The 12,517-nt window shown below is 68.1% G+C and carries 12 protein-coding genes; 6 read left to right on the plus strand and 6 right to left on the minus strand.

Going from position 1 to position 12,517, the window contains the following annotated elements; all coding sequences use genetic code 11:
- The first annotated feature begins 33 nt into the window (after nucleotides 1-33).
- Nucleotides 34-492, plus strand: coding sequence for a carboxymuconolactone decarboxylase family protein (locus tag AAW51_RS25705; protein ID WP_417903587.1), 459 nt, complete (start codon nucleotides 34-36; stop codon nucleotides 490-492).
- A 173-nt stretch (nucleotides 493-665) separates the two neighbouring features.
- On the opposite strand, the gene AAW51_RS25710 is transcribed toward AAW51_RS25705, so the two are convergent.
- Together AAW51_RS25710 and AAW51_RS25715 are read right to left on the minus strand one after the other, a co-directional pair.
- Nucleotides 666-1,853 carry a cytochrome c biogenesis protein DipZ gene (locus AAW51_RS25710; protein ID WP_083438578.1) on the minus strand — a complete coding sequence of 396 codons (1,188 nt, stop codon included), beginning with the start codon at nucleotides 1,851-1,853 and terminating at the stop codon, nucleotides 666-668.
- Nucleotides 1,850-2,359, minus strand: coding sequence for a DUF2147 domain-containing protein (locus AAW51_RS25715; RefSeq protein WP_047196897.1), 510 nt, complete (start codon nucleotides 2,357-2,359; stop codon nucleotides 1,850-1,852). The genes AAW51_RS25710 and AAW51_RS25715 overlap by 4 nt, the downstream gene beginning before the upstream one ends.
- Nucleotides 2,360-2,527: 168 nt before the next feature.
- Here AAW51_RS25715 and AAW51_RS25720 point away from each other — a divergent pair, with 168 nt between their 5' ends.
- From AAW51_RS25720 to AAW51_RS31030, 3 genes are all read left to right on the plus strand, one after another.
- Complete coding sequence (locus AAW51_RS25720; protein ID WP_047196898.1) at nucleotides 2,528-3,268, plus strand: response regulator; 741 nt, start codon at nucleotides 2,528-2,530, stop codon at nucleotides 3,266-3,268.
- The gene (locus AAW51_RS25725; protein WP_047196899.1) at nucleotides 3,268-4,599 is read left to right on the plus strand and encodes an ATP-binding protein; all 1,332 of its coding nucleotides are present in this window, start codon (nucleotides 3,268-3,270) and stop codon (nucleotides 4,597-4,599) included. Before AAW51_RS25720 ends, AAW51_RS25725 begins: the two co-directional genes overlap by 1 nt.
- A 392-nt stretch (nucleotides 4,600-4,991) precedes the next feature.
- Entirely contained in the window at nucleotides 4,992-6,701 is a 1,710-nt protein-coding gene (locus AAW51_RS31030; RefSeq protein WP_083438579.1) for a PEP-CTERM sorting domain-containing protein, read from the plus strand.
- A 119-nt stretch (nucleotides 6,702-6,820) separates the two neighbouring features.
- On the opposite strand, the gene AAW51_RS25735 is transcribed toward AAW51_RS31030, so the two are convergent.
- The 4 genes from AAW51_RS25735 to AAW51_RS28560 form a co-directional block, all read right to left on the minus strand.
- Nucleotides 6,821-7,033, minus strand: a complete 213-nt coding sequence (locus AAW51_RS25735) for a cold-shock protein (RefSeq protein WP_047196901.1) — start codon at nucleotides 7,031-7,033, stop codon at nucleotides 6,821-6,823.
- 301 nt (nucleotides 7,034-7,334) lie between these two features.
- Nucleotides 7,335-7,670: a hypothetical protein gene (locus tag AAW51_RS25740; RefSeq protein WP_047196902.1), complete on the minus strand. Its 336-nt coding sequence runs from the start codon at nucleotides 7,668-7,670 to the stop codon at nucleotides 7,335-7,337.
- A 389-nt stretch (nucleotides 7,671-8,059) separates the two neighbouring features.
- Nucleotides 8,060-8,347 (minus strand): RCC1 domain-containing protein, encoded by a 288-nt coding sequence (locus tag AAW51_RS30535; RefSeq protein ID WP_169788080.1) that lies wholly within the window; start codon nucleotides 8,345-8,347, stop codon nucleotides 8,060-8,062.
- Nucleotides 8,338-9,951: a hypothetical protein gene (locus tag AAW51_RS28560; protein ID WP_053013911.1), complete on the minus strand. Its 1,614-nt coding sequence runs from the start codon at nucleotides 9,949-9,951 to the stop codon at nucleotides 8,338-8,340. The genes AAW51_RS30535 and AAW51_RS28560 overlap by 10 nt, the downstream gene beginning before the upstream one ends.
- Nucleotides 9,952-10,474: 523 nt before the next feature.
- Here AAW51_RS28560 and AAW51_RS30540 point away from each other — a divergent pair.
- Together AAW51_RS30540 and AAW51_RS30545 are read left to right on the plus strand one after the other, a co-directional pair.
- Nucleotides 10,475-11,563, plus strand: a complete 1,089-nt coding sequence (locus AAW51_RS30540) for a hypothetical protein (RefSeq protein ID WP_047196905.1) — start codon at nucleotides 10,475-10,477, stop codon at nucleotides 11,561-11,563.
- Nucleotides 11,564-11,783: 220 nt separating this feature from the next.
- The gene (locus AAW51_RS30545) at nucleotides 11,784-12,302 is read left to right on the plus strand and encodes a DUF4329 domain-containing protein (RefSeq protein ID WP_047196906.1); all 519 of its coding nucleotides are present in this window, start codon (nucleotides 11,784-11,786) and stop codon (nucleotides 12,300-12,302) included.
- The last annotated feature ends 215 nt before the right edge of the window (nucleotides 12,303-12,517 follow it).

Below are 12,517 nucleotides of genomic sequence, written 5' to 3' on the forward strand. Positions count from 1 at the left end.
GTGCGGCTTCCACCCTCTCTCAGAAGGAACGATTTGATGTCAACCGCACGTCTCCCCTATGCCCGCCTCGCGCCCAAAGCCTTCCAGGGCCTGCTCAGCCTGTCCAACGCGATCCGCAAGGACCTGCTCGGCCACCGTCTGGTCGACCTCGTGTTCCTGCGCGTCTCGCAGATCAACGGCTGTGCGTATTGCGTCGACATGCACTGGCGCGACCTGATGCAGCAAGACATCGATGCGCGCCAGGCCAACGCGGTGGCCGCCTGGCGCGAGGCGCCCTTCTTCGACGCGCGGGAGCGCGCCGCGCTGCGGTGGGCCGAGATCGTCACCGCCTTGCCGCAGGCCGATGCGAGCGACGAAGAGTTCGCGCTTCTGCGGGCACAGTTCTCGGACGAAGAGATCGCAGAACTCGGCTTCGCGATCGCCGCCATCAACGCCTGGAACCTGCTCAACGTGAGCTTCCGCAACCCGCTGCCCGAGCAAGCCGGGGCGTGACGCTGGCGCCCAGCCGGCCGATTCTCTCCACTTCACACCTTGACGTCGGCCATCAGGCCTCGATCCCATGGGTTCACCTGGGACAGGCTGCAGACCTTGAGGCCGTTGAAGGCGACCGCCCGCATGGGCCGCCCTTGGCGTTCTGGCCCGGCAAGCCGGCTGGTGCGCGCTGCTCACGACGGCGCGAGGCCCAGCGCCTGGCGCAGGCGCTGCTCCACCTGCGCCTCGTCCCCTTCGCCGAAATGGCGGAACACGATGCGCCCGTCGCGGTCGACCAGGTACAACGCCGGCCAATACACATTGCGATAGGCCGACCAGGTGGCGTAGCCGTTGTCCTGCGCGACGGGGTACCGCAGCCCATGCCGCTGCACCGCGGCCTGAACGTTTTGCAACGGTCGCTCGTGGCCGAACTCGGGCGTGTGCACGCCGACGACCACCAGGCCGTCGGCCGCGTAACGTTCGTGCCAGCGCCGCACGTGGGGCAAGGTGCGCACGCAGTTGACACAGCCATACGTCCAGAAATCGACCAGCACGACACGCCCGCGCAGCTGCGACATCGTCAACGGCGGGCTGTTGAGCCAGTGGGTGATGCCGGCAAAGTCGGGCGCCGGCGCACCGACGGGCACCGGCCCATCCGCCTCGGGCTGAACGGCTGCGGCCGCCCCGGCAGAGACCCAGCGTGACAGCGCGGCCACCACCTGCGTGTCGACCTTTGCCAACATGGCCACCGCCACGGCCACCACCGCCAGCCCGAACGCCCGCCGCAAGCGTCCGGTGTGGCGGGCCATCGCCCGCATCCGCAGGCTGGCCGCCTGGCCGCCATAGCCGATCGCGAGCATCGGTGCGGCTGCGCCGACGGCGAAGGCGGCAAGCAGCGGGGCGGCCTCGCCCGGCCGTGCCTGTGCGATCAGCGCGAGGATGGACGCCAGCACCGGCCCCGCGCACGGCGCCCACAAGGCGCCCAGCGCTGCGCCCAGCAGGAACGCGCCCAGGCGGCGTCCGGTGGCGATGCCTGCGACGCGGTGCCCCCATTGGCCCAGCGGCTGCAGCGACACCGACAGCCGGTCCCCGAGGGCCGGCCACAGCATCAGCAGGCCGGCCAGCAGCATCACCACGGCGGCTGCCTGGCGCACCGAGGCCGCGGACACCCCGAGCGCCTGTGCCGAGGCCCCGAACACCAGCGCCAGGGTGGCGAACGACAGCACGAAACCTGCGACGATCAGCAGCGGTCGCAGCCGGTCCGCCTGGCCGATGCTGCCGCCCAGCAGCATCGGCAGCATAGGCAACACGCAGGGACTGGCGACGGTGGCGACGCCAGCGCCGGCGGCGAGCCCGAGTTGCAGCAGCGGCGCAGCCATCATCGCGGCTCCTGCACGCGCGGCGTGGTGGCCACACGCTGCCAGGTCTGCGTGCGGCCGAACAACGGCAGGCCCACATAACCGCGCAACACCAGGTCGCCCGCGGCGTTCACTGTCATCACGCAGTCGTAGTGCTTGGCGTTCTCGCGGTTGTAGATGCGCCCGCGCCACTCCCTGGGACGCGCACCGGCGGCGTCATCTTGGCGGTCGGCTGCGGGTTCGGCGACGAAGTCGGTCAGCAGCTGCATGCCGAGCGCTGGGCGGGGGTCGGCCGGCTGCATCACCTGGCCCGAACGGCTCATCGCGTGGTTGGCGATGACCTTGGTGACGGTGCCGCACAGCGCGTTGCCACCGCACGGCGCCACCTCGACCTCGAGGTTGCCGCTGGCCGTGAGGAAACGCCCGCCCGGGTCGAGCTGGTGCGTCGGCGTCTGGGCGACGGCGACGCTGCCGGCGCACAGTGCGGCAGCGCAGGCAGCGATGGAACGGGATGGAATACGAAGGTGCATGACGGTCTCGCTGAAGCCGTGAAGGAGAGCCGTATTGCAGCGCCGGGCTGTATCGTGCAGATGTCCCGATCGGCCCCGAACGCCGCCCTACATGTCTGCCGCCCCGCCATACAAACTGCGATACAAACGCCGTCGGCCACGGCGCCGGATTGCCCCTATCGTCCTCCCATGGACCTGCCTGACCATCTGCTGCTGGTCGACGACGACCGCCAACTGCTCGCGCTGCTGCGCGACTATCTGCAAGCTGCCGGCTACCGCGTCAGCCTCGCCGCGCATGCATCGGAGATGCGGCGGGTGTTGGCCGACCACCGCATCGACCTCGTCGTGCTCGACGTGATGCTGCCGGGCGACGACGGCCTGGCGCTGTGCCGCGAGTTGCGGGCGCGCAGCGCGCCCCAAGTGCCCATCCTGATGCTCACCGCGCGTGCCGAAGAGACCGACCGGGTGGTGGGCCTGGAGATGGGCGCCGACGACTACCTGACCAAGCCGTTCGGCACCCGCGAGCTGCTGGCGCGCATCCGCTCGGTGCTGCGCCGCGCCCGCATGCTGCCGCCCAATCTGCAACCGGTGCGGCAAGCGCGACAGCTGCAGTTCGGCGACTGGCGGCTGGACACCACCTCGCGCCAGCTCGTCGACGCCCAGGGCGCCCTGGTGCCGTTGACCGGCGGCGAGTACCGGCTGCTGCGGGTGCTGCTCGAGCATCCACAGCGGGTGCTGTCACGCGACCAGTTGCTCAATCTCACGCAGGGCCGCGACGCCGACCCCTACGACCGCTCGATCGACCTGCTGATCAGCCGGTTGCGCCAGCGCTTGCGCGATGGCGCGCGTGAAGCGCGCTACATCAAGACGGTGCGCAACGAGGGCTATGTGTTCTGCGCCGAGGTGCGCGAGCACGCGGCGCTGCCGTGATGAAGCTGCCCTTGCGCACCCTCGGCGGGCAGGTGGCAGCGCTGTTGGTCGCCGCGCTCGTGGCGGCCTACGGCCTGGGCTTGTGGAGTGCGATGAGCGAGCGGGTGCAGGTGCTCGGCAGCATGATGCTGCCGCATCTGGGGCGCGACGTCGCCTCCTCGCTGGCGATGCTCGAACGGTTGCCGCCCTCCGAGCGCAACACCTGGCTCGAACCGCTCGCGCGGCCCAGCTACCACTTCAGCTTGCAGCCGGTCCCGCCGGGTCCTGAAGCCGGCACCGCGTTCGGGCGGCGCCTGGTCGAAGCGCTGTCGCAATCGCTGGGCGCCGGCCGTGTAGGGGCCACCCGTGTCGATGGCGAGGGCCGGCATCAGGTCGGCTTGCGCCTGGCCGACGGCACTCCGATCACGCTGTACGTGCAGCCGCCGGGGATGCGCGTGAGCGCGGCCACGGTGTGGCGCCTGCTGCTGCAGATCGCGCTGCTGGCCGGGGTGGTGGCGCTGGCCGTGCGGCTCGCAACACGACCGGTGCGGCAGCTTTCCGACGCGGCACAACGTCTGGGCCAGGATCCGGACGCGCCCCCTCTGCCGCTGCGCGGCCCCCAGGAAGTGCAACGCGCGGCGGCGGCCTTCAATGCGATGCAGCGCCGCCTGGCCGAGCACATGGCCGAACGCCTGCAGATCCTCGCCGCCGTGTCGCACGACCTGCAGACGCCCATCACCCGCATGCGGGTGCGCACCGAACTGCTGGCCGACGAGCCCGCGCGCGACAAGCTGCAGGCCGACCTGGCCGAGATGCAGCGCCTGGTGGAGGAAGGCCTCGCCTACGCCCGCAGCGCCCATGCGGCCAACGAGCCGGTGCAGCGCGTGGACCTGCATGCCCTGCTCGACAGCCTGGTGTGCGACCGACAGGACGCCGGCCATGCTGTCGAGCTGCAGGCCCCCGAGGGGGTGGTGCTGAGCACGCGACCGCAGGCGCTGCAGCGGGTGGTGGGCAACCTGGTGGACAACGCCATCAAGTTCGCCGGGCAAGCCGAGGTGGTGGCCGAGGTGCTTGGCGACGACGTGACCCTCACCGTGCAGGACCGCGGCCCCGGCATCCCCGAGCATCGGCTGGCGCAGGTGATGCTGCCGTTCGAGCGCCTGGAGACGTCGCGCAATCCTGAGACGGGCGGCAGTGGACTGGGGCTGGCCATTGCACAACGGCTCGCGGCGGTACTGGGAGCGCAGTTGCAGCTGCGCAACCGGCCCGATGGCGGATTGGCCGCCGTGTTGCGTGTGCCATCACACGGCCCCGGCCCCGTCGCCGCGCGCCGTGCGGCGGACGCCGAGTAAGAAGTCCGGATCGCGCGACAGGCGTGCGCCCGCGTTGAATTCGGCGTCGAGTGCGATGGCATGCAGCGCACGCTGTCACCGCGAACGCCGGGCTCACCGCGGCAATCCCTCCAAATGGGGTAATCCGCTGGTGCCGCGAATGCGCTTAGCCGCCTGCCACGGGCAGTTCCCCGGCCGACCGGCCTATCCGCTTGCCTTCCACGCCCGGCCCTTGCACTAGCAGCCCATCCCTGACCCGCCTGTTGCCTGTCACGCTTTACCACTGCTTGCAATGCGAAGCCGATGTCGCGGCGTCGCTTTGGAATGCTTTGCAGCTGCAAGATCGGTCCCGGCCTCGACAAGAGGTGCTGCTGCCGCTTACGCATTCCACCAACATCTCAAGGAGTCGATACATGTCATTCTTCCGATCGAGCCCGGCGGCGTGTGGTGCCGAGCGGGCGCGAGGCCCTGGCCGACGGGCCTTGCTGGCGCTCGCGGTACAGGCCGCCTTGTTCGGCGGCCCGGTGCTGGCGGCCGACACCGCCTGGACCGGCGGTGCCGCACAACCCTACTGGGACTTGGCTGGCAACTGGTCCGCCGGCGCGCCCACGGGTGCCGCCACCCGGGCCCTGCTCGGTGCGGCTGACACCACCTTGCGCAGCGGCGCCTACGAGGCAGCCCAGGTGACGGGCACCGGCACCTTGAACCTGACCGGCGGCAGCCTGCGTTTGCACGCAGCCGGGTCCACGCTGGGCCGCCTCCACCTGGCCGGCGGCGCGATCAATGGGGGCGGCCAGCTGGCGGTTCAGACGCTGGACTGGGCCAAGGGCGACCTGCTGGGCAACACTCAACTCGTCGTGAAGGGCAGCACCCGCATCTCCGGCGAGGCGGACCACTACCTCGACTACGGCGCCAGCCTCACGCTACAGGGTGACACCCACCTCGATGCTGGCAACCGCTCGGTGGGCCTGTTCGGCAAGCTCACGCTCGCCCAGGGGGCCGTGTTCCACGACGAGGCGACCCAACGCGACCGCTCTCTCACCACCTTCGCCGGCTTCCAGTTCGACGGCCACTATCGCAAGACCGGCAACGCCACCACCCGGATCGGCGTCGGCTCGATGGCGAGCTTCCAGAACAACGGCGTGTTCGAAGTGCAGCAGGGCAAGGTCCACTTCGATAGCATGCAGACCGACGCCGGGTGGGAAAACAACGGCCTGCTGAAGGTGCATCAAGGCGCCGCCGTCACGGTGCAGTTGCAGGAACCCGGCAGCTTCGTCAACCGCGGCCAGTTGCAGGTCGACGGGCAGATGGCGCTGGAGACATGGGAAAAGGCGTTCCGGAGCGCGGGCACCGTGCGCGTGGGCAAGACCGGCGAGTTCAAGGTCAGCAGTGGCTACGTCGAAGAACCGACGTGGTTCGACCAAGGCCTGCACAACGACGGGAAGGTGGTGTTGACCGGCATCCCTCAAAGCGATACCCGGCCGTTCGAGCCGCAGGGCACCTTCTATCTCAGCGGCCCCGGACTGACCGGCACCGGCACCACCGTGCTGCAGGATGCCTATGTCGCCGCGGGCGACCTGCGCAACGACGGCACTGTGAAGGTGGTCGGTGCCAGCGAGCTGCACGTGAACACCTTCGTGCAGGACAGCGCCGACGCGGCCTTCTGGCTGCAAGGAGGTAGCGCCGAGGCCGACCGCTTCTCCTTCCTGCAAGGTGAGGTCGGCGCGGGCGACGAAGGTCTGGTGAGCGGGGGCGCGCTGATCGGCGAACTGGTCTTCGGCGACGCAACGCTCGCGGTCGACCTGGCCGGCGGCGACGCCGACCAGTTGTTCGTCACCGGCTCCGTGTTGCTCGACGGCACGCTCGCCTTGAACTTCCTCGACACCCCCACGCTCGGCACCTTCCGGCTGCTCGAGGTGGACGGCAGCCTGAGCGGCAGCTTTGCGACCGTGCTCAGCAACCTCGACCCCAGCCTGTATCGCTACACGTTGTCCTATGGCACCGGCTCGCTGGACCTCACCGTCGCAGCGGTGCCGGAACCGGAGACTTATGCGCTGATCGGGCTGGGGCTGGTTGCCGTGATGGGCTGGTCGCGGCGCAGAGCCGCCCGGCGATCCACCTGACGCCTTCCGATCCCACTGCGCTCGACGGCGCAATTTGCGTGGACATAAAAAAACGCGGCCTGAGCCGCGTTTTTTTATCTGGCGTATCCCGAGACACAGGGCCGTCAGGCCCTGGCTTCTCAGAGTGCCCGGATGTTCGAAGCCTGCGGGCCCTTCAGGCCCTGCTTCACTTCGAATTCAACCCGCTGGTTTTCCTGCAGGCTACGGAAGCCGCCATTACCGGCGATTTCCTTGAAGTGGGCAAACAGGTCTTTGCCGCCCTTGTCAGGCGTAATGAAGCCAAAGCCCTTGCCGTCGTCGAACCATTTCACAATGCCGGTTTCGGTTGTCATGTTGAGTTCCTTTGAATGGAATAAATAGATGGGTTCTTCGTGCAAAACACTTGCGCGAAGCAGAAACACTCAAGAAACGTCAAGCCGGGATTTCAACCTGGGCCGGCTCTGCAAACTGCTCGCAGAGCGGTACGGGATAAGACCTTGAAGAAACGGTCTTGTGTATGTCTGAGCCGCTAATGTAGCCGGGCGCGAGCGCAGCCGTACGAAAGTGAGTCTATACCCATGCTCGAGACTGCGGCAATCGGGACCCGGCTCTGGCCGAGGGGTGCGGCAGCGAAGCGTGCGGCCGCGGTTCAACTTACTCCTGGCCGACCGTGGCAAGGCGGGCGCGCTCGATGCGCCGATCGGCCGGCTCCTGGTGGCCCACCGTTGCGCCTTCGGTGACGGTGAACAGCAGCAAGGCGGGTGGGTTGTCGTAGGCCGGCTCTGCGTAGGCGTAAACGGCCAACAGCTTCATAGGGCCACTCCAGTCCAGCACTTCGATACGCTTGACCTCGTATCCCTCGGCCCGGTAGGCCGCGCAAATCGCCTCGCGGGCTCCCGCGAGCGTTTTCTCCTGCACCGGTATTTCGACATCGCCACCGGATGCTGTCGATGTGAAGGGTTCTCCGTTGATGAGATAGACGAGACTCATGGTTTTCTCCGAAACGCCGCCACACGCGGTATGCCCGCAGTCAACGTTCCCTGCTCGATTCTACGGGCATACCCTAGGTCAACGCGGCATGGCGTACCCAGCTGTTCACAACTGAACATTCCTGGTATGGCAGGCGAACCGGCCAGCCATTCAGACCCGCGTGTCTCTGCCCGGCAGCGCTCGTGCGGCCAGCAGGTGCCACGTTCAGAGGCCGCCGTGCGAGCGCCCGGCGGTCTCATGGCAGCTCTTCGCGCGGCGGCTTGCCGCGCAAAGCATTTGTGCCGCGGTGGGACGCTCGAAGCGGCCAGACGCGCGAGGCTAGGGTGCAGGCGGTTGTCCTGGAGAAGTTCCTCGGGCCGGCCTCTTGGGCAGAAGGCCGGCCGCACAAGTCATTGCAGATCCAAGGAGCCCACTGGCGCCGGCGAGAGGCGCGCCGCGGCAGAACCGTCTCCGATGTCAGCATGGCCCCAGCCGTAGACAGCGCCGTTCGCGAGCACCGCAAAGGAGTTGTGCTCGGATGCGGCAATCGAGGTGACGCGCCCGAGTCCGGACGGTCCCACCAGCAAGGTGGCAACCGGCACTCGGTGATGCACGGAAAGCCTGTTTTGGCCATTGCCGAGCAAACCCAATTCTTCCAATCCGGCGGCGTGGATGCGGCCGTCCGAGGTCAGGAACAAGGTGTGGTTGCGGCCTGCTGCTGCTTGCACCACGGCCACACCGGGTGCCAGGTCCAGCAGCACCCGGGAAACATCGAAAGCGGAGGATGACTCGCTGTCGGTCCCGAGCGCCCCCACGTGTTGTCGCCCCACGCATAGGCATTCCCGTCGTCCGTCACGGCCACCGCCCGCATCACACCGGCAAAAACCGAGACCACCTTGCGCCCGGCGGGCAATGTGAGGTTCAGAACGCTGGGCTGTAGGTTCGGACCCGTGCGTGTCGCCAGGACGGCCGGCTCCACGCCCCAACCCCAGACCCGACCTGTGGTGTCGAGCGCAAGCGCGAAGGTTTCGCTCACCGAGACGGCGGTGAATCGCACCTCGGCGGGCACGTTCAGCTTCGTCGGCGTGGCAGAGGAACTGCCGACGCCAGAGTGGACCGCTCCCCACGCCCACAGTTGGCCAGCGGAATCGAGTGCGACCGAATACCGGTCCCCCGCACCAACGGCCCGGAGCACCGTTCCCGAAGGGAACACCGCCTTGACCGGCGGCTGAAGCGTGCCGTCGGCAGGCGGCAGACCGCTGATGGCGACGGTGCCGTTGCCGTACTCGCCCGTGACGTTAGCGCCCCAAGACCATACGCTCCCGTCAGAGGCGAGGACGGCCGTATGCAGATGGCCCACCGACACCTGACGAATTTCGACGCCGGACGGCAGCCAGGACGGAACGAGCCCGGGGGTGATCGCCTCTGTGTCATCGGCGAGCCGTCCCAGCTGGCCATTGACGTTCTGGCCCCAGGAGAAGAGGCCGGCCACGGGCCCCCGCGCAAACGCGACATAGCAACACCCGGTGCGACCGACGTTCACTTCAGGCACAGGTGCCAGCCGCAGGATTGCGGGTGCGCTGCGCGTGCTGCCCGCAGCGTTGACGACCGCGACCGAATACGCCTTCAAGTGGTCTTGCACGCTTGCGTTCACCACCGTATGGCTCGCCCCCGTCGCACCCTCGATGGCCACGCCGTTCTCGAACCACTGGTACTGCAGCGGCCCGGTGCCGTTGGCCGTCACGGTGAAGGTGGCGGAGCCCCCGGCGCTGACGCTGCTGGGCGCGTTGAGCGCGGCGATCACGGGTGCCACCGGCGCAGGCGTGACCGTCAAGGTCACGGACGTCGAGGAGACGGCCCCGGCCGCGTTGCTGACGCTCACCGTGAACGACGCGCCGTTGTCCTCCGGCTGCGCCTCGGCCAACGTGTACGTGCTCGAAGTGGCGCCGTTGATCGCGACGCCGTTGCGCAGCCACTGATAGACCAGTTGAGCAGAGCCAGCCGCCTCAACGACGAACTGCGCGGGCTGGCCCGCTTGCACCTGCAAGGCCGCAGGCGACTTCACGATGGATGGCGGCACCACCGAGGGGGTGACCCGCAGGACGGCCTCGTTGCTGTTGACCGCGCCCGCACTGTTGCTGACGCGAACCGAGTACCGAGCGCCGTCGTCCTGGAGCGTTGCGGGAAACGAAAGCGAGGCGGCTGTGCCGCTGTCAATCTGAGTGCCGTTGCGCATCCACTGGTAGCGCAACGGGCCGGTGCCTGTGGCCTGCACCGAAAACTGGACGGTTTGCCCGCTCACGATCGTCTGATCGCTCGGTTGGGCGCCGATGACCGGCGCCGTCTCGACTGGTGCTGGGCTCCCTCCGCCCCCACCACCGCCACCACCCCCGCCGCCGCAACCCACCAAGCTAGCGACAACGGCGAGCCCGACGGCCCACATTTTCAGTACTTGCAACATCCCGACCCCATTTCGTGCCCTTCTTCCGGCGACTGTCACTGCTGCGCGCCGGTCCTGCTTATCGAGGGCCGCGGCAGGATATCACCGGCCCCCCGAAAGCGAGCCGCTGTCAGTGGTCGATCTGCAGCCGAACCCACTGGATAGGGGGATGGCAGGCAGTGAACGATGAAGAAGTGCACAGGTTCCCGGACTTTGTGGAGCGCGCTTTGAGGCGAGAACGCAAGCACCGTGTGCCCTTCAATATGGTGAGCAACGTCCGGCCTCGGCGTCCCACCGCTCCTGCACCCGCACCACATGTGAGCGCCACCTTCATCGCGCCGACACCATCCCGGCCTAGCCTTTTCGCTCCACTTCGGGAGCTTCCATGCCAAGACTCACGAGCGCCGTCGCGCTCTGCGCGATCGTCTATTGCATTTCGCCCGCCGCCCGCAGCGTCACGCCGGCCGAACTGGCTTTTCACCATGCACCGGTCCACTACCAGGACACCGATGCCAGCGACCCCGCATCGGACTACATCACTGCCTTCGACTACGACGCCGACCGCATCAGCACGAACAACTGGGACAACCGCGGCAACGGCCTGTGGCCCGCCACCGCTTACTACTCGGCGGTGGAAAGCTGCACCCATCACTTCATCACCTATGCCTTCTTTCACCCGCGTGACTGGTCGGACACGCTGTTCGACCAGGAGCACGAGAACGACCTGGAAGGTGTCATCCTCGCCATCCGCAAAGACGGTTCGACCTTCGGCAAGCTGGAAGGCATGATCACGGTGTTCCACACCGACTTCTATTCGTACACGCCGCCCGACAGCCCCTACACCGCCGGCCACGAAAACATCGACGGCGGGGTGTCGTTCGAGATGCACGACGGCGTTGCACGCGTGAAAACGGTCCAGGAGGCCAAGGGGCACGGGCTGAAGGCCTGGCCCTATACGTCGGACTTCGACGGCAGCGCGAACCAGGACGGGGTGGTGTACTTCCCGACGCAAGACGCCGCCACCTCCCCCCGCTCCGGCAACGACCGCAACGTCGCCTACCGGCTGGTCGATCTCAGCGGGCCGGGTGGGCTGTGGAGTGCCGCCTTGAGCGATGCGGTGCAGCCCCCCGTGCATGCACTGACGTTCAGCCACTGGGGCGCGTTCAAGGGCGACACGAGCGGCGGCTGCGGTGCGGGCGTCAAGAGCTGCAGCGTCGATGCCGCCAACGCCCCCTGGGGATGGGACGACGGCAACGACGGCGCCAGCCATCGCGGCGAATGGGCGCTCGACCCGGCGCGCTTGTTCACGCACTACTTCGCCGACACCGGGCACTTCAGTCAGCAGTATGTGCGGCATCCCTATCTCGCAGGGTTGCGCGCGCACGGGTTCTACTCCGGGCACCTGCCCTCGGGGTTTCCTGCGCAGGTCGATCTCGACAGCTTGTACGGCAAGGTGGTGGCCGCTTGCCCGTGACACCCGCGGCCCCGTCCGTCGGGCCCGCGCGCACGTCCCCTCAAACAGGGACACGGCTCCCTATTCCGAAGGATCGGTCGCGCCGGCGACGCTCGGTAGAGTGATTGTGTTGCCGCTGCCACCCGGCTGGGTGGCGGGGTCTGGAAGGAGCCGGACGCCGCCGCCCGAGGTACCGGCGGGCAGCGGCAACACCCCTTTCACAAGAACACGAGGAGTCCCCATGCCCAAGTCGAGGCCCGTCGAGCCGCCGCCCGCCTGCATCACCATCAACCACACGCGCGAGCTGGACGGCTGGCCCAAGCAGGGCAGCACTGCCGAAGCGGCCGCGCGCAAGGCGCTCAATGCCATCCTGCCGTTGTCGGTCGCGCAGGCCAAGGAATACGGCGGCGTCATCTACACCGTGAAGGGCCGGTTCTACGCGCTGCCGCCGCGCACGCAGTGCGAGCCGGACAAGGTCGACACCGGACGGCACGAGGTCAACCACAGCGCGCCGGACGGCAGCCGCGCGGTGGCCGTCTATCACACCCATCCGAGCGCCTCGATCGCCGGGGACAACACCGACTACAACAAGTTCTCGCCGAGCGATGAACGCCTCGGGCGAGGCAACGGCGTGGTCGAGGGCGACGGACTCGACGACTACCTCGGCACCGTCGACGGCAGCTTCTTCCGCTTCGAGGCGAAGACCGGCCGCACGCTGCGGCTGCAAGGCAAGCTCGACAACGGCGCCCAGAGGTTGTGAGGGAGGGTGCGGGGGCTCGACCCCCCGCTTCAGGCGGCGCTCACGTCACCCGAACTCGTCGTGTTGCGGCAGGCCGTCGGTGATCTCGAACCACGCGGCCTTACCGTCAGGCTCTCGTCTCCATGCTGCAAGGGGCCGCTCCTGTCGTTCGCACTGCGGGCGGTTTCTGATTCTGCCGCGCGGCATCGCTTCCCTGTCGGCCCGCCAGGGCATGG

The organism is Caldimonas brevitalea, from assembly GCF_001017435.1.
GTDB lineage: Bacteria > Pseudomonadota > Gammaproteobacteria > Burkholderiales > Burkholderiaceae_C > Caldimonas > Caldimonas brevitalea.